Source organism: Pseudomonas sp. TMW 2.1634 (assembly GCF_001703595.1).
In the GTDB taxonomy this organism is placed as follows: Bacteria; Pseudomonadota; Gammaproteobacteria; order Pseudomonadales; family Pseudomonadaceae; genus Aquipseudomonas; species Aquipseudomonas fragi.
Window position 1 is genome coordinate 3,281,315 of the sequence record NZ_CP016849.1, and the last position, 21,470, is coordinate 3,302,784.

The 21,470-nt window shown below is 62.1% G+C and carries 17 protein-coding genes; 13 read left to right on the plus strand and 4 right to left on the minus strand.

All coding sequences use genetic code 11. The features are described 5' to 3' along the window. The first annotated feature begins 757 nt into the window (after positions 1-757). From BFC21_RS27840 to BFC21_RS15640, 13 genes are all read left to right on the plus strand, one after another. Positions 758-1,801 (plus strand): methyl-accepting chemotaxis protein, encoded by a 1,044-nt coding sequence (locus tag BFC21_RS27840; RefSeq protein WP_369782709.1) that lies wholly within the window; start codon positions 758-760, stop codon positions 1,799-1,801. Positions 1,802-1,978: 177 nt separating this feature from the next. After that, a complete protein-coding gene (locus tag BFC21_RS15585; protein ID WP_120266333.1) occupies positions 1,979-3,763 on the plus strand; it encodes a protein-disulfide reductase DsbD in 1,785 nt (594 codons plus the stop codon). A 130-nt stretch (positions 3,764-3,893) separates the two neighbouring features. After that, the gene (gene aroQ, locus BFC21_RS15590; RefSeq protein WP_016783393.1) at positions 3,894-4,349 is read left to right on the plus strand and encodes a type II 3-dehydroquinate dehydratase; all 456 of its coding nucleotides are present in this window, start codon (positions 3,894-3,896) and stop codon (positions 4,347-4,349) included. Between the two features lie 25 nt (positions 4,350-4,374). Beyond that, positions 4,375-4,833, plus strand: coding sequence for an acetyl-CoA carboxylase biotin carboxyl carrier protein (accB, locus tag BFC21_RS15595; protein WP_016783392.1), 459 nt, complete (start codon positions 4,375-4,377; stop codon positions 4,831-4,833). A gap of 17 nt (positions 4,834-4,850) precedes the next feature. Continuing rightward, positions 4,851-6,209, plus strand: a complete 1,359-nt coding sequence (accC, locus tag BFC21_RS15600; protein WP_088378290.1) for an acetyl-CoA carboxylase biotin carboxylase subunit — start codon at positions 4,851-4,853, stop codon at positions 6,207-6,209. Between the two features lie 272 nt (positions 6,210-6,481). After that, the gene (gene prmA, locus BFC21_RS15605) at positions 6,482-7,360 is read left to right on the plus strand and encodes a 50S ribosomal protein L11 methyltransferase (protein ID WP_088378291.1); all 879 of its coding nucleotides are present in this window, start codon (positions 6,482-6,484) and stop codon (positions 7,358-7,360) included. Between the two features lie 30 nt (positions 7,361-7,390). Continuing rightward, positions 7,391-8,644: a DUF3426 domain-containing protein gene (locus BFC21_RS15610; RefSeq protein WP_088379540.1), complete on the plus strand. Its 1,254-nt coding sequence runs from the start codon at positions 7,391-7,393 to the stop codon at positions 8,642-8,644. A 202-nt stretch (positions 8,645-8,846) separates the two neighbouring features. Then, a complete protein-coding gene (gene dusB, locus BFC21_RS15615; RefSeq protein WP_088378292.1) occupies positions 8,847-9,860 on the plus strand; it encodes a tRNA dihydrouridine synthase DusB in 1,014 nt (337 codons plus the stop codon). Further along, positions 9,857-10,177, plus strand: a complete 321-nt coding sequence (fis, locus tag BFC21_RS15620; RefSeq protein ID WP_003439210.1) for a DNA-binding transcriptional regulator Fis — start codon at positions 9,857-9,859, stop codon at positions 10,175-10,177. The genes dusB and fis overlap by 4 nt, the downstream gene beginning before the upstream one ends. Positions 10,178-10,258: 81 nt before the next feature. Then, entirely contained in the window at positions 10,259-11,866 is a 1,608-nt protein-coding gene (gene purH / locus BFC21_RS15625) for a bifunctional phosphoribosylaminoimidazolecarboxamide formyltransferase/IMP cyclohydrolase (protein WP_095005309.1), read from the plus strand. Between the two features lie 182 nt (positions 11,867-12,048). Then, positions 12,049-13,347, plus strand: a complete 1,299-nt coding sequence (gene purD, locus BFC21_RS15630) for a phosphoribosylamine--glycine ligase (RefSeq protein ID WP_088378294.1) — start codon at positions 12,049-12,051, stop codon at positions 13,345-13,347. A 98-nt stretch (positions 13,348-13,445) separates the two neighbouring features. Beyond that, positions 13,446-16,226, plus strand: coding sequence for a hybrid sensor histidine kinase/response regulator (locus tag BFC21_RS15635; RefSeq protein ID WP_088378295.1), 2,781 nt, complete (start codon positions 13,446-13,448; stop codon positions 16,224-16,226). A 57-nt stretch (positions 16,227-16,283) separates the two neighbouring features. Further along, complete coding sequence (locus tag BFC21_RS15640; protein WP_088378296.1) at positions 16,284-16,880, plus strand: MarC family protein; 597 nt, start codon at positions 16,284-16,286, stop codon at positions 16,878-16,880. A gap of 187 nt (positions 16,881-17,067) precedes the next feature. Here BFC21_RS15640 and cobJ read toward each other — a convergent pair whose 3' ends face one another. The 4 genes from cobJ to cobG are packed head-to-tail and all read right to left on the minus strand — an operon-like array spanning position 17,068 to position 21,413. Next, positions 17,068-18,735: a precorrin-3B C(17)-methyltransferase gene (gene cobJ / locus BFC21_RS15645; protein WP_088378297.1), complete on the minus strand. Its 1,668-nt coding sequence runs from the start codon at positions 18,733-18,735 to the stop codon at positions 17,068-17,070. Then, positions 18,732-19,463, minus strand: coding sequence for a precorrin-2 C(20)-methyltransferase (locus BFC21_RS15650; RefSeq protein WP_088378298.1), 732 nt, complete (start codon positions 19,461-19,463; stop codon positions 18,732-18,734). The genes cobJ and BFC21_RS15650 overlap by 4 nt, the downstream gene beginning before the upstream one ends. Beyond that, complete coding sequence (locus BFC21_RS15655) at positions 19,463-20,089, minus strand: precorrin-8X methylmutase (RefSeq protein WP_088378299.1); 627 nt, start codon at positions 20,087-20,089, stop codon at positions 19,463-19,465. Before BFC21_RS15655 ends, BFC21_RS15650 begins: the two co-directional genes overlap by 1 nt. Further along, positions 20,082-21,413: a precorrin-3B synthase gene (cobG, locus tag BFC21_RS15660; RefSeq protein ID WP_232462668.1), complete on the minus strand. Its 1,332-nt coding sequence runs from the start codon at positions 21,411-21,413 to the stop codon at positions 20,082-20,084. Before cobG ends, BFC21_RS15655 begins: the two co-directional genes overlap by 8 nt. Between the last annotated feature and the right edge of the window lie 57 nt (positions 21,414-21,470).

Genomic DNA, 21,470 nt, shown 5'->3' on the forward strand with positions numbered 1-21,470 from the left:
GCGCAATATCGAGGACTATCTCGCCAGTGGCGACGCCCTGCGCCTGAGCGATGCCAACAGTGCGCTGGACAGCCTCAAAAGCCAACTAGGCCCTTTGCCGCCCGCACTGGCCGACACGCTGCGCCCCAGCCTGGAAAACCTGAGCACCTACAGCAATACCGAACTGCTGGCCGCCGGCAAACTGGCCGGCGACCCCCAGGCCTTGCTGCTGCAGGCCGAGCGCGAGCTGGGTGCCAGCCTCGAACAACTGGGCCAATACGCCAGCGACGCGACTTCCAACGAGGCCCGCGCCTACCTGCCCTTGCTGCTCAGCGCCTCGCAACACCTGGCCAAGCTGTCCCTGGCCCGGGACAAACTGGTCAGCAGCGGGCGCAGTGAACTGGCCGGCGACGTCGAGCGCGAACTGGACAACATTGCGCTTCAGGCCAGGCAAATCGACGCCCTGCCCCTGCTCGGCGTGAACAGCACAAGCGCCTCGGGCACCGACGATTTTGCCGCGATGATGGGCCTTGATGCCACTGACCCCGCCAAGGCCGAAGATGCCGCAATAGGCCTCAAGCGCGAACTCAACAGCCTGCTCAGCCGCTACCCCGCCGAACTCAAGCGCACCCAAAACCAGATCGAACAACGCAGCCAGCTCAGCGCCGCCACCCACCTCAAGCTCGATGCCGTGCAGCAGGCCATCGCCGAACTGGAGCCGGTGGTGCGCGCCGAGCACGCACACATCCAGAATGAAGTGCGGCTGATCCAGGGCCTGATGATTGGCCTGATCCTGCTCATCGCGCTGTTGATCGATACCCTGCAGCGCAAGCTGGCGCGGGTGCTGACCTACCTGGCGCCGCTGCTGTCGACCTGGGCCGAAGGCGACTTCAGCCGCGATATCCAGCTGGGCAAGACCAATCGCGAATTGCGTGACATCGAGTCCTCGCTTAACCGCCTGCGCAGCTACCTGGTGAACCTGGTGGGCACCCTGCGCCTGAATGCCGAACAAGTGGCCGGCAGCAGCCAGACCCTGGCCGAGCTGAGCACCGGCCTGCATGGCGGCGCTGAACGCCAGGCCGGGGATACCGCGCAAATCCGCGACGCCCTGGGTGAACTGGAAGCAACCATCTCGCAAGTGGCGGGTGATGCCAGCCAGGCCGCCGATGCCAGCCGCAGCGCCGGCCTCGCGGTGGCCCAGGGGCAGCGGGTGATCGGCCAGAGCCTGACCGGGCTGCATGCCCTGGTGGGTGAAGTGCAGGGCAACGCGCAGACCATCGAGCGTTTGGCCGAAGAGTCGGCCACCATCGGCGGTGTGCTCACGGTGATTCGTTCGATTGCCGACCAGACCAACCTGTTGGCGCTCAACGCCGCCATCGAAGCCGCCCGCGCCGGCGAAATGGGCCGTGGCTTTGCCGTGGTGGCTGAAGAAGTACGCTCGCTGGCCCAGCGTACTGCAGGGGCCACCAACGAGATCCAGACCCTGATCGGCGGGCTGCAACTGGCCGCCCGCCAATCGGTAGAAGGCATTCGCGCGCAAGTGACCCACGCCCAGGCCACCGCCCAGCAAGCCCAGGATGCCGACGGCGCGCTGGATGAAATTGTCGGCGCCATTGCCACCATCTCCGATACCGCGGTGCGCATCGCCGATGTGACCGCGCAGCAGACCGGGGCGGTGAGCGAGATTCGCGACCACAGCGAACGCATCCATGTGCTGGGCGACGAAAACCTGCAACGCATCGGCATTGCCCGCGACCAGAGCCAGCAACTGCTGGAACTGGGCTCGCAGCTCAACACCGCGGTACAGGCCTTCCGGGTGTAACCCCGCACACCCTGTGGGAGCGGGCTTGCTCGCGATTGCATCTGCGCAGTCATGCAGGAAGACCGCGCCGCCTGCATCGCGAGCAAGCCCGCTCCCACCCCCACCCACGACAGGGGTTGCTGCACCCCATCCATTCACCGCGCTATCATGCCCGCACGTTTGCTTTGCGAGATTCCTATGCGCCGCCTGTTTTTGCTCCTGTGTTTGCTGTTTGCCGTGCCTGCCCTGGGCGCGGGGTTGCTGGATAACCGACCCAGTGCAACCCTGGGCGCCATCAATAACAGCAGCGACTTTTTACCGGTACGCGAAGCGTTCAAGCTCAACCTGATCAGCAGCACTCCCGAGTCAATCAAGCTGCGTTTTGTGCCCACCGAAGGCTATTACCTGTATCGGCACCGGTTCGCCTTCAAGACCGAACCCGCCGACATCGCCCTGGGCACCGCGCAACTGCCCCCCGGCGAAGCCAAGCACGATGAGTACTTCGGCGATGTCGAGGTCTATCACGGCATTCTCGACGTAGATATCCCGCGCCCGGCCAACGATTCGCGCCCCTTCACCCTGGTGGTCAGCTATCAGGGCTGCGCCGACAAGGGCCTGTGCTACCCGCCTGAGACCGAACGCCTGAGCATTGATGGCACTACCGTCACCAGCACCGGCACCGGCACCGGCACCGGCACACCGGCAAAAGCGTGGAACTGGCGCGAACTGGCGCTGTTTTTCCTTGCCGGGTTGGGCCTGACCTTTACCCCCTGCGTATTGCCGATGCTGCCGATCCTCTCGGGCGTGGTGTTGCGCGGCCAGGTGGGTGGGCTGCGGGGCTTCAGCCTGTCGCTGGCCTATGTGCTGCCAATGGCGGCGTGCTTTGCCCTGCTGGGCGCGTTGATGGGCATGTTCGGTGCCCAGCTCAATCTGCAGGCGCGCCTGCAGTCGGTGTGGGTGCTGGTGCCGTTTGCGCTGTTTTTCGCCATTTTCGCCCTGGCCATGTTCGGCGTGTTTGAGCTGAAACTGCCGCAAGCCATCAGCAATCGCCTGGATCGTGTCGCCAACCGCACCCAAGGTGGTTCGCTGTGGGGCGCAGCGGTGCTGGGCGTGGTGTCCAGCCTGCTGGTATCACCGTGCGTATCGGCGCCGCTGGCCGGCGCGCTGCTGTATATCAGCGCCAGTGGCGATGCGTTGGGGGGCGGCCTGAAGCTGTTCGCCCTGGGCCTGGGCATGGGTGCGCCGCTGTTGCTGGTAGCCACTGGTGGCGCGGCCTGGCTGCCGAAAAGCGGGCCGTGGCTGGTCAGTGTAAAAAATGCCATCGGCGTGCTGCTGCTCGGTCTGGCCATCGGCCTGCTTAGCCGCGTGCTGCCCGGCCCGGTCACCCTGCTGCTGATTGGCGCACTGGCCGCAGGCGTGAGCCTGTTCCTGGGCACGCTGGAGTTCACCCACAAAGCCCCGCGCCAGCGTCTTGCCCAGTTGCTGGGTGTGTTTTTGCTGGTCTACGCGCTGGCCTGCTGGTACGGCGCCCTGAGCGGGCAAAGCGACCCTTTCAACCCCATCGGCCACGCACAACCGGCTGCCAGCGCAGTAACCGGCAACGCACAACCGGCAGGCCAGTGGCTCACCGTCAGCACCCCGGCCGAACTGGACAGCGCCCTGGCCCAGGCCAGGGCTGCTGGCCAGCCACTGTTGCTGGACTGGTACGCCGACTGGTGCATCAGTTGCAAAGTGATCGAGCACGAGGTGCTGAACAACCCCCGCGTGCTGGAGCTGCTCAAGGGTTACCGGCTGGTGCGCTTCGACATCACGGCCAGCAATGCCGAGCAACGCGCCCTGCTCGATCAGTACACATTGTTCGGCCCGCCAGCCCTGATGTTCTTCGGCAAAAACGGCAGCGAAATAAGTGACCAACGGGTCATCGGCGAGATCAATGCAACGGACTTCGCCGAACGTGTCGCCATCGCGAATGACCAGATCTAGAGCACCAGTCACAAACTTTTCGCGAACATCGGTCATCGTGCTGGCTATTGCAGTTAACTGGACAGCGAATCCGCTTTTCGGCATAGTCGCCCGGCACTGACAACTGCACACAGATAATAAGGAACAGCAGATGGCGACTTTCCTGGTACTGCACGGCCCCAACCTGAACCTGCTCGGCACCCGCGAGCCGGGCGTCTACGGCGCAACAACCCTGGCGCAAATCAATCAGGACCTGGAACAAAGAGCCCGCGATGCCGGCCACCATTTGCTCTACCTGCAAAGCAATGCCGAGTATGAATTGATCGACCGCGTACACGCTGCCCGCAACGAAGGCGTGGATTTCATCCTGATCAACCCGGCGGCTTTTACTCATACCAGCGTGGCATTGCGTGACGCGTTGCTCGCGGTGAGCATCCCATTCATCGAAGTGCATTTGTCCAACGTGTACAAACGCGAACCTTTCCGCCATCACTCCTACTTCTCCGACGTTGCGGTAGGTGTGATCTGCGGCCTTGGCGCCAGCGGTTATCGACTGGCCTTGGAGGCCGCCCTGGAACAGCTTGAACTACAAGCTAAACGCCCCTGACAGACCCATTGGGAGTTGACGATTCATGGATATCCGTAAAGTTAAGAAACTGATCGAACTGCTGGAAGAGTCCGGCATCGACGAGCTGGAAATCAAGGAAGGCGAAGAGTCCGTACGCATCAGCCGCCACAGCAAGACGCCTGCCCAGCAGTACTACGCACCAGCGCCGATGCAAGCGCCTGCTGCAGCGCCGGTTGCTGTTGCACCGGTTGCCACGGTGACCGAAGCGCCTGCCGCGCCAAAACTGAACGGTTTTGTGGTCAAGTCGCCAATGGTCGGTACGTTCTACCGCACTCCGTCGCCAACTTCGCCTGCCTTCGTTGAAGTGGGCCAGAGCGTCAAGGTCGGCGACACCATTTGCATCGTTGAAGCGATGAAAATGATGAACCACATCACGGCCGAAAAAGCCGGTGTTATCGAATCCATCCTGGTAGAAAACGGTCAGCCGGTTGAATTCGACCAACCGCTGTTCACCATCGTTTGAACCACGGGGAGCCAACGATGTTGAAGCCTCAGAAGCTGGAAAAAGTCCTGATCGCCAACCGTGGCGAGATTGCTTTGCGCATCCTGCGGGCGTGCAAGGAAATGGGGATCAAGACTGTCGCGGTGTACTCCACTGCCGACAAAGAGCTGATGCACCTGGGCCTGGCAGACGAAACCGTCTGCATCGGTCCGGCACCGGCCAACCTGTCTTACCTGCACATTCCGGCCATCATCGCGGCCGCGGAAGTGACCGGTGCCACGGCGATTCACCCGGGCTACGGCTTTTTGGCTGAAAACGCCGATTTCGCCGAACAGGTCGAAAAATCCGGTTTTGCCTTCATCGGCCCGAAAGCTGACACCATTCGCCTGATGGGCGATAAGGTTTCGGCCAAGCACGCCATGATCGCGGCTGGTGTTCCGACCGTTCCAGGTTCTGACGGCCCGCTGCCGGAAGATCCTGAAACCGCTCTGCGCATTGGCCGTGAAGTCGGCTACCCGGTGATCATCAAGGCCGCTGGCGGCGGCGGTGGTCGCGGCATGCGCGTGGTCAACCGTGAAGAAGACCTGATCGAAGCTGCCAAGCAGACCCGCGAAGAAGCCGGCGCCTGGTTCAGCAACCCGATGGTCTACCTGGAAAAATACCTGACCAACCCGCGTCACGTGGAAGTTCAGGTTCTTTCCGACGGCCAGGGCAATGCGATCCACCTGGGCGACCGCGACTGCTCGCTGCAACGTCGTCACCAGAAAGTACTGGAAGAAGCGCCAGCACCGGGCATCGACGAAACCGCACGCGCCGAAGTTCTGGCCCGTTGCGTCCAGGCCTGCATTGACATCAACTACCGCGGCGCGGGTACTTTCGAGTTCCTGTACGAGAACGGTCGCTTCTACTTCATCGAGATGAACACTCGTGTGCAGGTAGAGCACCCGGTATCCGAGATGGTCACTGGCATCGACATCCTCAAAGAGATGTTGAGCATTGCCGCCGGCAACAAGCTGTCCTTCACCCAGGCGGACGTGAACATTCACGGTCACTCGCTGGAGTGCCGGATCAACGCTGAAGACCCGGCGACGTTCATGCCAAGCCCTGGCATGGTCAAGCACTTCCACGCTCCGGGCGGCAACGGCGTTCGCGTCGATTCGCACCTGTACAGCGGCTACAAGGTTCCGTCCAACTACGACTCCCTGATCGGCAAGCTGATCACCTGGGGTTCGACCCGTGACGAAGCCATGGCGCGCATGCGCAATGCCCTGGACGAAATCGTGGTCGACGGCATCAAGACCAACATCCCGCTGCACCGCGACCTGGTGAATGACGAAGGCTTCTGCGAAGGCGGCGTCAACATTCACTACCTGGAACACAAACTGGCTAACAAGTAAGTTTGTAATTCCGTCAACAAAGCCGCTTTCGAGCGGCTTTGTTGTTTCTGCAAGCCAGGCAACTGCCCTTGTGGGAGCGGGCTTGCTCGCGATGGCCTCACACGGGCCAACCTGCCAGACCTGATCGCCTTTATCGCGAGCAAGCCCGCTCCCACCAGGGTTGCGTTGCATTCATCGCTTTTTGATTACCCGCCAAGCCCCTGCTCGCGTAAACTTGCGCGCTTCTCGCAGCCCCCTCGGCTGCACACTCCTATTTTTCAAAGGTGCCCGCCATGCCTTGGCTGCAAGTACGCCTCGCCATCAGCCCGGAACAAGCCGAAACCTACGAAGACGCGTTCCTCGAAGTCGGTGCTGTCTCGGTTACGTTCATGGACGCCGAAGACCAACCGATCTTCGAACCTGAACTCAACACCACCCCGCTGTGGTCGCACACCCACTTGCTGGCACTGTTCGAAGGCGGCACCGAAGCCGAACTCGTACTGTCCCATCTGGAGCTGCTGACCGGTTCGCCGCTCCCAGAACATCACGCCGAAGTGATCGAAGACCAGGATTGGGAACGCAGCTGGATGGACAACTTCCACCCGATGCGTTTCGGCCAGCGCCTGTGGATCGTGCCAAGCTGGCACGCAGCGCCCGAGCCGGATGCCGTCAACCTGCTGCTGGATCCGGGCCTGGCTTTCGGCACCGGCACTCACCCGACCACCGCGCTGTGCCTGGAATGGCTGGACGGCCAGGACCTGAAAGACTGCACCGTGCTGGACTTCGGCTGCGGCTCGGGCATTCTGGCCATCGCCGCCATGCTGCTGGGCGCCAAGCACGCCGTGGGCACCGACATCGACGTCCAGGCGCTGGAAGCCTCGCGCGACAACGCCAACCGCAACGGCGTCGATCCGCAGCTGTTCCCGCTGTACTTGCCTGAAGACATGCCACAAGTGCAGGCCGATGTCGTAGTCGCCAACATCCTCGCCGGCCCGCTGGTTTCCCTGGCCCCGCAACTGGCCAGCCTGGTCAAGCCGGGTGGTCGCCTGGCACTGTCGGGCATCCTCGCCGAACAGGGCGAAGAAGTGGCGGCAGCTTACGCCCAGGACTTCGATCTGGACCCGATTGCCAATCGCGATGGCTGGGTACGCATCAGCGGCCGTCGGCGCTAGAATAAAACCATGCCCAATCCGGATGGCCGCATGAGCGATAGCTTCGTTACCCAGTGCCCACATTGCCAGACCAGCTTTCGCGTCAGCCACGCCCAGTTGGGCATGGCACGCGGCGTGGTGCGCTGTGGCGCCTGCCTGCAAGTGTTCAATGCCGCCCAGCAACTGCTGAACCAGAGCACTGAAACAGGGCAGCCGCCCACCGTGGAGGCGCCTGCCGCCACCACGCCCGAAGCGAGCGAACCGGCAACCGTCGAGGCAACCGCCCCGGCCGTACCGGTCAGCCCGCCAGCGTGGCAGGCACACACGATCGACCTCGACCATCTGGATCTGGACGAAGAACTGGCCAAGCTCGAAGAGCGTGAAATCCAGCCCAGCAAAAGCTTCGGCCAACCGCACACGCCCAAAAGCACGTCCCTGAGCGCTCGACGCGAAACCTCTGATGCCGAAGAAGGTGAATGGTCTGACAGCCTGTTCAGTGACTCTGCCGCAGACCGCGCCGAGCACGCCAAGGTTGCCGAAAGTGCTGCCGAGCTGGCTGAAACCGGGCGTACCGAGCCGTCATTGTCACTGGACCTCGACGAACCGGACGACACCCCGCCGCTCCAGCTGTCCCTGGACGACGACCTCGAACCACCGCTGGCAGGCGAACGCCTGTCTGCCACCGATGACGAGGACGACGAACGCCCTGAGCTTGCGCCCGTCAGCAAGGACAGACGCAAGCGCAGCGAGCCGGCCATGCGCGAAGACCCGCTGCTGGATCTGGTGGACGACCCGCTGCAACTGGACTGGCAAAAACGCCGCACCCCCTGGGGCAAGCGCCTGCTCTGGACGCTGCTGGTGCTGCTGGCCGCCGCAGCCCTGGCCGGGCAGTACATCGCCAATCACTTCGATGAGCTGGCGCGCCAGGACCAGTACCGCCCGATCTTCCAGCAGTTATGCCCGCAGATCGGCTGTACGGTGCCGTCCAAGGTTGATATCGACCGGATCAAGAGCAGCAACCTGGTGGTGCGCAGCCACCCCGAATTTGCCGGAGCGCTGGTGGTGGATGCCATCCTCTACAACCGCGCGCCGTTCTCCCAGCCCTTCCCGCTGCTGGAACTGCGCTTTGCCGATCTCAACGGCAAAATGATCGCCAGTCGTCGGTTCAAACCCGGCGAATACCTCAGCAGCGATATGGCCAAAGCCGAAATGCCGCCGCAAACCCCTATCCATATAGCCCTGGACATCCTCGACCCAGGCCCGAAGGCCGTGAACTACAGCCTGAGTTTTCATTCTCCTGAATAAGCGCGCTACGCTTTAGCGACACGTTGGCCGCTAAAAGCAGCTTTTTTGCGCTCTGCAGCTTGTCGTATGCCACTTGCAACCGATGGCAAGCCTCAATTGTTCAAAAATCATCCAATTGCGACTTTAACCAGTCATCGAGAGCGGGTATCATGCCAACCCTTTTTCGAACTCCCCAGATCCGGCCCCACAACAGGGAAGTCCTATGTCGGCGGTACGCATCGGCCCATATACATTGCACAACGGTTTGATTCTCGCCCCTATGGCGGGTGTCACCGACCAGCCCTTTCGTCAGCTTTGCCGACGCATGGGCGCAGGCCTGGTTGTTTCGGAAATGGTCACCAGTGACATGAGTCTCTGGAACAGCCGCAAATCGCGCCTGCGCATGATTCACGACGGTGATCCCGAGCCTCGCTCGGTACAGATCGCCGGAGGCGATGCGCAAATGCTGGCAGACGCCGCCAGGGCCAATGTGGAACTGGGCGCACAGATTATTGATATCAACATGGGGTGCCCGGCAAAGAAGGTCTGTAACAAGGCCGCCGGCTCCGCGTTGCTGAAAGACGAAGCACTGGTAAACGAGATCCTGCAGGCCGTCGTGGCTGCGGTTGATGTGCCGGTTACCCTGAAGATCCGCACCGGCTGGGACCGGGACAACAAGAACGGCATCACGGTGGCCAAGATCGCCGAACAAGCCGGAATTACCGCCCTGGCGGTGCACGGCAGAACCCGTGCCGACCTGTACACCGGTGAAGCCGAGTACGACACCATTGCCGCGATCAAGCAGGCCGTGTCGATCCCGGTGTTTGCCAACGGCGATATCGATTCACCCCACAAGGCCCTGCACGTGTTGAACGCGACCGGGGCCGACGGGCTGTTGATTGGCAGGGCGGCCCAGGGGCGGCCCTGGATTTTCCGCGAAGTCGATCACTTTCTGCGTACCGGGCAGCTGTTGCCGGCACCGGAGATGGCCGAAGTGGAACGTATTCTGCTAGAGCATCTGGCTGCATTGCATACCTTCTATGGGGAGGTACTGGGCGTACGCATTGCCCGCAAGCATGTCGGGTGGTATCTGGCAACCTTGCCGGGCGCCAAGGAGTTTCGCGCCCACTTCAATCGTTTAGAAGATACGGAAGCACAATGCGCCAACGTTCAGGCGTTTTTCGCCGAACGACACAAGAGCCTGGTGACAGGGGACGAAGGATGGGTGGCCGCATGACGATGATGACCGAGACATTAGTGAGTGGAACAACGCCCGTGAGCGACAACGTCAACTTGAAACAGCACCTCAATACACCGAGCGAAGAAGGTCAGACCCTTCGCGGGAGTGTCGAAAAGGCGCTGCACAATTATTTCGCCCACCTGGAGGGCGCTGAAGTCACGGACGTCTACAACCTGGTACTTTCCGAAGTCGAGGCTCCCCTTCTCGAGTGCGTCATGAACTACGTCAAGGGCAACCAGACCAAGGCCTCCGAGCTGCTGGGCCTCAATCGCGGCACCTTGCGCAAAAAGCTCAAACAGTACGATCTGCTGTAAGCATTCAATCAAACCTGAAAGGCGTCCTGGTAAAACGGGCCGCCTTTTTTGCTGACTCCTTTGCTTTTGATGGAAATCGAGATGACCGATCAGACTACCCGCCTGCCGATCCGCCGCGCTCTAATCAGCGTTTCCGACAAAACCGGAATCCTTGATTTCGCCCGTGAACTGGAAGCCCTCGGCGTCGAGATCCTGTCCACTGGCGGTACGTTCAAGCTGCTGCAAGACAACGGCGTTGCCGCTGTTGAAGTCGCGGACTACACCGGCTTTGCAGAAATGATGGACGGTCGGGTGAAAACCCTGCACCCGAAAATCCACGGTGGCATCCTGGGCCGTCGCGGCATTGACGATGACATCATGAGCGAGCACGGCATCAAGCCGATCGACCTGGTCGCGGTTAACCTCTACCCGTTCGAAGCCACCATCTCCAAGCCAGGTTGCGACCTGCCGACCGCCATCGAGAACATCGATATCGGCGGCCCGACCATGGTTCGCTCGGCAGCGAAAAACCACAAAGACGTGGCCATCGTGGTCAATGCCAGCGATTACGCCAACGTGCTGGAAAACCTCAAGGCCGGCGGCCTGACCTACGCACAGCGTTTCGACCTGATGCTCAAGGCGTTCGAACACACCGCCGCCTACGACGGCATGATCGCCAACTACCTGGGCACCGTGAACCAGGCTGCCGAAACACTGAGCACCGAAGACCGCGGCCTGTTCCCGCGCACCTTCAACAGCCAGTTCATCAAGGCCCAGGAAATGCGCTACGGCGAGAACCCGCACCAGAAAGCGGCGTTCTATGTTGAAGCCAAGCCGACCGAAGTCAGCATCGCGACGGCAACCCAGCTGCAAGGCAAGGAACTGTCGTTCAACAACGTGGCCGACACTGACGCCGCGCTGGAATGCGTAAAAAGCTTCGTCAAGCCAGCCTGCGTCATCGTCAAGCACGCCAACCCGTGCGGCGTGGCCGTAAGCCCGGACGCCGAAGGCGGCATCCGCCAGGCCTACGAGCTGGCGTATGCCACTGACACCGAATCGGCATTTGGCGGCATCATCGCCTTCAACCGTGAACTGGACGCCGAAACGGCCAAGGCCATCGTTGAGCGTCAATTTGTTGAAGTGATCATCGCCCCATCGGTTAGCGAAGAAGCACGCGCCATCGTGGCCGCCAAAGCCAATGTGCGCCTGCTGGCCTGCGGCCAGTGGGATGAAAATCGCGCTCCGGCCTGGGACTTCAAGCGGGTCAACGGTGGTTTGCTGGTTCAGAGCCGCGACATCGAGATGATCGGCAGCGAAGACCTGAAGATCGTGACCAAGCGCGCCCCGACCGAGCAAGAGATCAACGACCTGATCTTTGCCTGGAAAGTGGCCAAGTACGTCAAGTCCAACGCCATCGTCTACGCCAAGGGCCGTCAGACCATCGGTGTCGGCGCAGGCCAGATGAGCCGCGTAAACTCGGCCCGTATCGCTGCGATCAAGGCTGAACACGCCGGGCTGCAAGTACAGGGCGCCGTAATGGCATCGGACGCATTCTTCCCGTTCCGTGACGGCATCGACAACGCGGCCAAGGCCGGTATCACTGCTGTGATCCAGCCGGGCGGCTCGATGCGTGACAACGAAGTGATTGCTGCCGCTGACGAAGCCGGCATTGCGATGGTGTTTACCGGCATGCGCCACTTCCGTCACTAACAGCACGATCTCATGTGGGCACCGGCTTTTGTGGGAGCTGGCTTGCCTGCGACAGCAACACTTCGGTAGGTATGAAACCCCGAGGTGCCTGTATCGCGGGCAAGCCCGGCTCCCACAAAAGCCCGGCCTTCAGGCACCTCAGCGGTGCTCACCAGAATTCAGCGTCATCCGAGGTTTTTGAAATGAATGTTTTGATCATTGGCAGCGGTGGCCGCGAACACGCACTGGCCTGGAAAGTCGCTCAGGACCCACGTGTCGCCAAAGTATTCGTTGCCCCGGGCAACGCCGGCACCGCCATCGAAGCCAAGTGCGAAAACGTCGCCATCGACGTGCTGGCCCTTGAGCAACTGGCAGATTTTGCCGAGAAGAACGTTTCCCTGACCATCGTCGGCCCGGAAGTGCCGCTGGTTGCCGGTGTGGTTGACCTGTTCCGCGCCCGTGGCCTGGACTGCTTCGGCCCGACCGCTGGCGCCGCCCAGCTGGAAGGCTCCAAGGCGTTCACCAAGGACTTCCTGGCGCGTCACAAGATCCCGACCGCCGACTACCAGAACTTCACCGAAATCGAACCGGCCCTGGCTTACCTGCAGAAAGTCGGTGCGCCGATCGTGATCAAGGCTGATGGCCTGGCTGCCGGTAAAGGCGTGATCGTCGCCATGACCCTGGGCGAAGCCGAAGACGCCGTGCGTGACATGCTCGCAGGCAACGCCTTTGGCGAAGCCGGCTCGCGCGTGGTGATCGAAGAGTTCCTGGACGGCGAAGAAGCCAGCTTTATCGTGATGGTCGACGGCAAGAACGTATTGCCAATGGCCACCAGCCAGGACCACAAGCGCGTCGGCGACGGCGATAGCGGCCCGAACACCGGCGGCATGGGTGCTTACTCCCCTGCCCCGGTGGTCACCGCTGACGTTCACCAGCGCGTGATGGACCTGGTGATCTGGCCAACCGTGCGCGGCATGGCTGAAGAAGGCAACGTCTACACCGGCTTCCTGTACGCAGGGCTGATGATCGACAAGGCCGGCAACCCGAAAGTGATCGAGTTCAACTGCCGCTTTGGCGACCCGGAAACCCAACCGGTGATGCTGCGTCTGCAATCGAGCCTGGTGCTGCTGGTTGAAGCCGCATTGGCTCAAGCGCTGGACAAGGTTGAAGCGCAATGGGACCCACGCCCGAGCCTGGGCATTGTCCTGGCCGCCGGCGGCTACCCTGGCGACTACGCCAAGGGCGCGGTGATCCACGGCCTGGATGCAGCGGCCAAGCTGGAAGGCAAAGTGTTCCACGCAGGTACCGCACTCAACGCCGCGGGTGAAGTCGTTACCTCTGGTGGCCGCGTGCTGTGCGCAACCGCTATGGGCGACACTGTTGAAGCGGCTCAACACAAGGCTTACGAGCTGGCCAAGGCCATTGAATGGGACGGTTGCTTCTACCGTAACGACATTGGTTACCGCGCCATTGCACGCGAACGCGGTGATAACCAGGAATAAGCACTCCACACGGATAGGCGGGGCCATCTGGCCTTGCCTAATTATTCCAGGCCCGCGCATAGTTAACCTCAGGCTTCACTTTACGAAGGGATTTCGCCGTGCGCTGGCTCAGGATCGCCATAGCTTTTACCGCTGCCTTACTGGCCACTGTGCTTGGCATGATGCCTGCGCAAGCCGCTCCGTCTACCAGTTGGTCGGTCTTGTCAGACCCGCAGGCCACGCTGGAACTGAGCGATGTCCGCTCCCCCCGCCTGTCCAGCCAGTTCAGCCCGGTCGACCTTGACCGCATAGGGGCTGCCGAACCCGGCGAAGCCCTGTGGTTGCGAGTACACCTGCAACCCGACAAGCACGAGCAGGTGCTGCGGCTGTTCGCCCCCGACCTGGCGCGCCTGGACATGTATGTGTTCGATGATCAAAAACTGATCAGCGAAATCAACGCCGGTTCGGCACTGCCCACCAACAACAAACCGGTACCCAGCAGTGACTACCTGCTACCCCTGCCCCAAAGCGGCAAACCGCTGGATGTTTACCTGCGCATGGTCTCTGACCACCAACTGCGCCCGCACATTACCCTCGACACTGCCGTGATGCTGGCCGCCAGCCAGAGCAAACCCCTGCTCTATGGCCTGTTGCTGGGCTGCATGACGATGCTGTTGCTGCACAACCTTGTACGCTTTGCCTTTAGCCGCTCGCCCAGCAGCCTGTGGCTGGCGATCTGCGAAGCCCTGCTGATGGCCAGTTCAGTGCTGTTCCTGAATCTGCTCGACCCCTGGCTGGGCCAGTGGCACGGCATGCAAACCCCGGGGGCCTACCTGACCCTGCTGCTGACCGCACCTTGCGGGCTGATGTTCACCTATACCTTTTTCGCCAGTCGCGGCGCCCATCGGCTGCTCAAACTGCTGTTGCTGGACATCCTGATCATCGGCCTGGGCGGCCTGTTGCTGCTGTTTATCGACAACTTGCCGCTGAACCTCATCACCTACGCCCTGGTCGGGCTGGCAAGCGTCAGCATCCTGGCCGTATCGGTCTACCACTGGCAAAAGGGCTACAAGCCGGCGCGCATGTTTGTCATGGCGATGGTGATTTTCAATATCGGTACCCTGGTGATTCTCCCGGCACTGCTGGGCCTGACCCTGATCGCGCCACAGGAACTGGTGCTGGCGCTGATGTGTGTGGTGTGTATCAGCGGCTTGCTGATGAGCTTTGCCCTGAGCGAGCGCAACCGCAGCATCACCCAGGCGCAGTTCAGCATCAGCCGCGAGCTGGCGGCCAGCACGGCCGAGGTCAATGCCAAGGCCGAGTTCCTGGCCAAGATCAGCCACGAAATCCGCACCCCCATGAACGGTGTGCTGGGCATGACCGAATTGCTGCTGGGCACGCCACTGTCGGTCAAGCAGCGCGACTATGTGCAGACCATTCACAGCGCGGGCAATGAGCTGCTGACCCTGATCAACGAAATTCTCGACATTTCCAAGCTTGAATCCGGGCAAATCGAGCTGGATGACGTGCAATTCGACCTCAATGCCCTGATCGAGGATTGCCTGAGCATCTTCCGCACCAAGGCCGAACAACAGAACGTCGAACTCATCAGCTTTATCCAGCCGCAAGTACCGCGGGTGATCAGCGGTGACCCGACCCGCTTGCGCCAGACCCTGCTCAGCCTGCTCGAAAGCTCCCTGAAAAAGACTGACGAGGGCGAGATCCTGATTGTCGTGGCCCTTGAGGAACGCAGTGGCCCGCCGCGCCTGCGCATTGCCATCCAGGACTCCGGCCAGCCGATGGACGAACAGGAGCGCGACGCCCTGTTGCATGCCGAACTGCACAGCAAGAACTTCCTCGCCGCCACCCGCCTTGGCGGCCATTTGGGCCTGGTGATTGCCCGCCAGCTGATCATGCTGATGGGCGGCGAATTCGGCATAAAACCGGGGCAAACCACCGGCAGCAACCTGTGGCTGACCCTGCCCCTGGACCCGCAGCACCTGGAACACCCCACCTCGGACCTGGACAGCCCGCTCAAAGGCGCACGGGTGCTGGTGGTCGACGACAACGACACCTGCCGCAAAGTGCTGGTGCAGCAATGTTCGGCCTGGGGCTTGAATGTCAGCGCCGCCGCCTCGGGCAAGGAAGCCCTGGCCCTGCTGCGCACCAAGGCGCACTTGCGTGACTACTTCGATATCGTGTTGCTGGACCAGAACATGCCCGGCATGACCGGCATGCAACTGGCCGCCAAGATCAAGGAAGACCCGAGCCTGAACCACGACATCCTGCTGGTGATGCTCACCGGCATCAGCAACGCGCCGAGCAAGATCATTGCGCGCAATTGCGGCATCAAGCGCATCCTCGCCAAGCCGGTGGCCGGCTACACCCTCAAGACCACCCTGGCCGACGAACTGACCCAGCGCAACAAGGGCCATGCCAGTACACACACCTCGGCCAATGGCCCCGCCGTCGTGCCGGTGTCAGTGCCGGGCGACTTCCGCATTCTGGTGGCCGAAGACAACAATATCTCGACCAAGGTAATCCGCGGCATGCTGGGCAAGCTCAATTTGCACCCGGACACTGCCTGCAATGGCGCCGAAGCGCTCAAGGCGATGAAAGCCCAGCGTTACGACCTGGTGCTGATGGATTGTGAGATGCCGGTACTCGACGGGTTTTCCGCCACCGAGCAACTGCGCGCCTGGGAAGTCAGCCATCAGCGCGTGCGCACCCCGGTCGTCGCGCTAACTGCGCATATCCTCACCGAACACAAGGAACGTGCGCGGCAGGCCGGCATGGACGGGCATATGTCCAAACCCGTGGAACTGTCACAACTGCGTGAGCTGGTGGAATATTGGGTCGAACAACGTGAGTTGCGTCAATCCAGGACACAACTGTCCTAACAGACCGCCAATCCCCCTGATAGACTTTCGGCGCCTCCCTCGATGTGAGCTCAGACCATGCTCCATATGCTGTTCAGTGTGTACTTGAAGATGCTGGTGCTCTACAGCCCGTTTTTCGTGCTGTCGTGCTTTATCAGTCTGACCCGGGGTTACTCGAACAAGGAACGCCGCCGCCTGGCCTGGAAAGTGGCCCTGGCCACGCTGATCTCCAGCGTGTTGCTGTACCTGTTCGGGCGCATGATTTTCAGCGTCTTCGGCATCACCGTCGATGCGTTCCGCATCGGTGCCGGTAGTGTGCTGTTTATCTCGGCGCTGGGCATGGCCCAGGGCAAGTCTGCGGTGCAAACCGACAATGTGCAGCAGGACGTAACCATCGTGCCGCTGACCATTCCCCTGACCGTAGGCCCCGGCACCATCGGTGCGTTGCTGGTCATGGGCGTCAGCCAGCCGCACTGGGATGACAAGCTGATGGCGATTGTGAGTATTGCCCTGGCCAGCCTGACGGTGGGCGTGGTGCTTTACCTGTCCAACCGCATTGAGCGGATTCTCGGCGAGCAGGGTTTACAGATCGTCAGCCGCCTGATGGGCCTGTTTGTCTGCGCCCTTGCAGCGCAGATTATCTTTACCGGGATCAGGGGCTATCTGGTCCCCTGATCAACAACTACGGCTGGCAGGCCTGTGTGGGAGCTGGCCTGTGTGGGAGCGGGCTTGCTCGCGATACAGGCAATGCGGTTTGCCTGCCTGACTGCGGCGAAGCCATCGCAGGCAAGCCTGCTCCCACAGGCCATGTGTACTCCCTGAAATCAGCAGCTGGCAAGCCAGCTCCCCCAACAGACAGGGCTCAAGGCTTTTCGCCATACCAGCGCGGCGTGTACACCCATTGAGTCCCGTCGATACGCGGGAAGGTGCATGTGGTCGACGACCCCACCAGCACCATCGTGCGCATATCCACCTGCTCCGGGGTCAAATCACCCAGGGTCAGGGTGCGCAGGGTCTGGCCCGGGCGCCCGATATCACGCCCCAGCACCACCGGCGTTTGCGGCGTGCGATGACGCCTGACGATATCCAGCGCAACGCCCAGTTGCCACGGCCGTGAGCGGGAAATCGGGTTGTAGAACGCCAGCGCCAGATCCGCCTCGCAAGCCAGGTCCAGCCGTTTTTCAATGATGCTCCACGGCTTGAGGTTGTCCGACAGCGACATCACGCAGAAGTCATGCCCCAGCGGCGCCCCGGCCTGCGCGGCCGTTGCCAGCGAGGCCGACACACCCGGCAGGATTTCCAGATCGACACTGTGCCACTGCGGGTCTTCAGACTCATGCAACGCTTCCAGCACGGCGGCAGCCATGGCAAAGACGCCAGGGTCCCCCGAAGACACCACCACCACCGAGCGACCTTGCGCCGCCAGCTCGAAGGCATGACGGGCGCGCTGCATCTCTTCGCGGTTATCGGTGCAATGCATCACCTGATCGTCGCGGAACGGGCCGGCCATGCGCACATAGGTTTCGTAACCCAGCACATCATTGGCCCGTGCCAGCTCGGCCTTGACCGCAGGCACCATCAGCTCGGCAGCACCGGGGCCCAGGCCGATCACGGCCAGACGACCACGGGCCCGGCCAATCTGCCCAGGCACCAATGGCGCGGGGGCCACGCCCAGCGCCACGCCATTGCCCGGCTCACGCCAGGCTACGGGCAGCAGGGCGTCATCGCCGCCGACAAACCGCAGCGGCACCGCCAGTTCAAGGGCCGTTTCACGCAACGGCGCACTGGCCATCAAGGTATCGGGCGCAACCACGCAAGCCAGGGACTGGCGAGCCAGCCCAGCCTGCTGCAATGCTTCGAGGATCGTCTGTGGCGAAACCTCGGCACACACCTGCGCCAGTACATTGCGCGGATAAATCAATAACTCGTCAGCGGCAGGCGCACGCTCGGCGTTGCCCACATGAATCGCCAGACGCGCCTGTGCATATTCGGGCAACTGCGCCCGCGCCAGCCACGGCGCATCGCCTTCGATACGCACTGACTCGCCCGCCAGCAGGTCCGAAACAAAGCGCTTGCCCAGATCCAGATCGCCCAGGGCATAGCCCGCAGGCGGGTTCAGCAGGCATGTACCAAAGCGCAGTTCGCCGCTGGTGGTGATCGCCGGGGCAACCCCCAGACCCGCTGCAATGCCCCGCGCCAGATCATTCACCCCGCCCAGCCCGCCCAGCAACGGCACCACCGCGCTGGCGTCTTCGGCAACCGCCAGTACCGGCGGCTCGGCGCCTTTTTCCAGCAACAACGGCGCCAGGGTGCGGATCACAATACCCGCGGCGCACAGCGCAATAATCGGCGTGTCCTGCTGATAAAGCTGACGCACAGTGTCGCCGAAATCGCTGTAACTGCGATCCGCCCCGTCAACCCGCCCCGCCAGACCAAAAACCGCAGCGCCGGGTAGCAACTGCTGGATGCGGCGTGCGGTGTCGAGGCTGCCATTGCCCAGAATGACAATGGCCGGTGCCGGGCGACTCAACCCTGCCACCGTTCGCCAGGGACGATAATCAACGAGAAATACGGTGACGACATCGGCTCCACTTCATTAAGCGGCACGATCTTCTGATTGCTCATGGTGGCGCGCTCGACATACAACGCCCGCTCGGCCAGGCCCAGCTCGCCCAGCACTTCGCGCACTTTATGAAAGTTGCGCCCCAGCTTCATGATCACCGCGGCATCGGCAACCGCCAGCCGCGATTTGAGTTCTTCGTGGGGCAGCACACCCGAGAGCACCGACAGGCTCTGGTTGCGATACACCAACGGCACGCCCAGCACCGAAGCGCCACCCAGCATCGAGCACACACCCGGTACCACTTGCGCTTCAAAACGCTCGGCCAGACGGTCGTGCAGGTACATATAGGAGCCGTAGAAGAACGGATCGCCTTCGCAAATCACCGCCACATCACGACCGGCGTCCAGATGCACGGCCACTTCAACGGCAGCCTGATCGTAGAAATCACTGATCACCTGCTCGTACGACAAGGGTTCTGGCAACACCTCGGTGGTCACCGGGTACACCAGCGGCATCTGGGTTTGCGCCTCTTGCAGATGGGCTTCGATGATGTCGAACGCATTGCCCTTCTTGCCCTTGGCCACGAAATACGCCACCACCGGCGATTCGCGCAGCAGGCGCAGGGCTTTAACCGTGATCAGCTCGGGGTCGCCGGGGCCTACGCCCAGACCGATCAAACGTCCTGGCTGGGCCATTATTCGATCTCCGTGGCCAGGGCGTTAACGGCCGCAGCCGCCATCGCGCTACCGCCACGGCGGCCTTGCATGATCACAAACGGCACGCCACGGCTGTCTGCCGCGAGCATGGCCTTGGATTCGGCAGCGCCGACAAAGCCTACCGGGAAGCCCAGGATCAACGCCGGTTTTGGCGCGCCAGCATCGATCATTTCCAGCAGATAGAACAACGCGGTAGGCGCGTTGCCGATCACCACCACACTGCCTTCCAGATACGGGCGCCAATGCTCAAGGGCCACCGCCGAACGGGTGTTGCCCTTCTCCAGCGCCAGTTCGGGCACGCCTTCTTCACGCAGGGTACAGATCACTGGGTTGTTGGCCGGCAAACGGGTACGGGTCACGCCTTCGGACACCATGCGCGCATCGCACAAAATCGCCGCACCTGCGGCCAGAGCGTCGCGCCCGGCCTTGCCGGCACCCGGCGAAAAGCGCAGGTCTTCGATGGCATCGACCATGCCGCAGGCGTGGATCACCCGCACCGCGAGTTTTTCCAGGTCCGCCGGGATGCTCTCGAGGTTGGCCTCGGCACGAATAATGGCGAAGGAATTGCGATAGATCTCTTGACCATCGCGGATGTAATCAATCATCGGTGTTGCTCCATTGGCGGGCCTCAAACCAGGCACTCGCCGCTTCAATTGTAAGATTGCGCTCGCGCAGAACACCGAAACCGGCATGTTCAGGGCTGCGTAAATAGAGGTCGTAGTGACCGGGCGCCACGGCCAGCAAAGTGACCGGCGCAACGTGGGCTGCCGCGCAGGAACGCTGGCAGCCGGTCAGGTGAATAGTCATGGGTTTTGGCAGCAACGAAGCCAACTGGCGAGCATCCTGCTTGGTGTCCGCCAGGCCTTTGGCACAGGCACTGGAGCCGGTGCAGGCGACCAGGTGCGCGAGCGGGCTGCCTGCATCGCAGATCAAGCCGAGCGCCATCAAGTCGCCCATCAACGCGCTGGCCTGAGCCGTCGCGACGTTGGGCAGCAATACGCTCTGCCATGCAGTGAAACGCAGAGTGCCGTCGCCGAAGCGCTCGGCCAGCCCGGCCAACCCCGCGAGCATCGTTGCATCCAGCCGCCCCAGCGGCGGTGCGCCGCCGACATAAACCCGGCCAGAGGCATGCTGCGGCCAGATGCCCAGGTGCATGGACGCCGATGCAGCACCCCGTTGCCAGTCGCGAACAGGCAGCAGTGGCACGCTGAACCGCTGCGCCAGCTGCCCGACAAACGACGCTGCGCTGACTTCTTGCAGCAGATGGCGCATACGGATGTGCTCGGGCCGGGCCAGATCCAGAAACTGCATCAGCACCGCCATCACCAGTTCATGCCCGTGTTCGGCAGGCACGGCAGCCAGTGCCGGATCGTGCGCGGGGCACCCGGCCAGGCCAAAGGCCAGCAGCGTCTGGCCATCGCGCCGGAACGCCGACAACCACAGGTCGTGCGGATGCTCCAGCATGGCCAGGGCCTCGCCGCCGTCCAGTTGCACGGCGAACTTGGCCGACAGCTCGGCGAACCGCGGTGTGCTTTGCAGGCTGGCCAGTATCTGCCGGGCAAGCGGCCAGGTATCGATATGCATCTGCGGGTCGATGCCGGCACTCGGGCTGAGCATCACGTTGCGCACATCGTCACTGGCCGCCGTGGCAGGCCCGAGCCCGGCCGCCAGCAACGGTTCAATCAGCGCCCGGTGCTGTGGCCCGACACCACGGATCTGCAGGTTGCCACGGTTGGTCGCTTCGATCACGCCACTGGCATAGCGTTGAGCCACATCGGCCACCGCACGCGCCTGCAGGGCCGTTATCGAGCCACCGTCCAGCTTGACCCGGCAGATCCCGCCATCCATCGCCTGGACGATACGCAGTAACCCCGGGCAAGCCGAAGGGCGCACAGGCGTCGTGACAGAAAGTTCAGCTGGCAAGGTCAAGGGGTTATCCAGGGCAGGCAATTCGCTATTGCAGGTGGCGCATTATGCCTGCTTTGG

Coding starts and splice junctions, on each gene's coding strand:
- aroQ (WP_016783393.1), top strand. CDS start 3,894: ATGGCGACTTTCCTGGTACTGCACGGCCCCAACCTGAACCTGCTCGGC.
- prmA (WP_088378291.1), top strand. CDS start 6,482: ATGCCTTGGCTGCAAGTACGCCTCGCCATCAGCCCGGAACAAGCCGAA.
- BFC21_RS15640 (WP_088378296.1), top strand. CDS start 16,284: ATGCTCCATATGCTGTTCAGTGTGTACTTGAAGATGCTGGTGCTCTAC.
- accB (WP_016783392.1), top strand. CDS start 4,375: ATGGATATCCGTAAAGTTAAGAAACTGATCGAACTGCTGGAAGAGTCC.
- accC (WP_088378290.1), top strand. CDS start 4,851: ATGTTGAAGCCTCAGAAGCTGGAAAAAGTCCTGATCGCCAACCGTGGC.
- BFC21_RS27840 (WP_369782709.1), top strand. CDS start 758: ATGATTGGCCTGATCCTGCTCATCGCGCTGTTGATCGATACCCTGCAG.
- fis (WP_003439210.1), top strand. CDS start 9,857: ATGACGATGATGACCGAGACATTAGTGAGTGGAACAACGCCCGTGAGC.
- BFC21_RS15655 (WP_088378299.1), bottom strand. CDS start 20,089: ATGATTGATTACATCCGCGATGGTCAAGAGATCTATCGCAATTCCTTC.
- dusB (WP_088378292.1), top strand. CDS start 8,847: ATGTCGGCGGTACGCATCGGCCCATATACATTGCACAACGGTTTGATT.
- BFC21_RS15650 (WP_088378298.1), bottom strand. CDS start 19,463: ATGGCCCAGCCAGGACGTTTGATCGGTCTGGGCGTAGGCCCCGGCGAC.
- BFC21_RS15610 (WP_088379540.1), top strand. CDS start 7,391: ATGAGCGATAGCTTCGTTACCCAGTGCCCACATTGCCAGACCAGCTTT.
- purD (WP_088378294.1), top strand. CDS start 12,049: ATGAATGTTTTGATCATTGGCAGCGGTGGCCGCGAACACGCACTGGCC.
- purH (WP_095005309.1), top strand. CDS start 10,259: ATGACCGATCAGACTACCCGCCTGCCGATCCGCCGCGCTCTAATCAGC.
- BFC21_RS15585 (WP_120266333.1), top strand. CDS start 1,979: ATGCGCCGCCTGTTTTTGCTCCTGTGTTTGCTGTTTGCCGTGCCTGCC.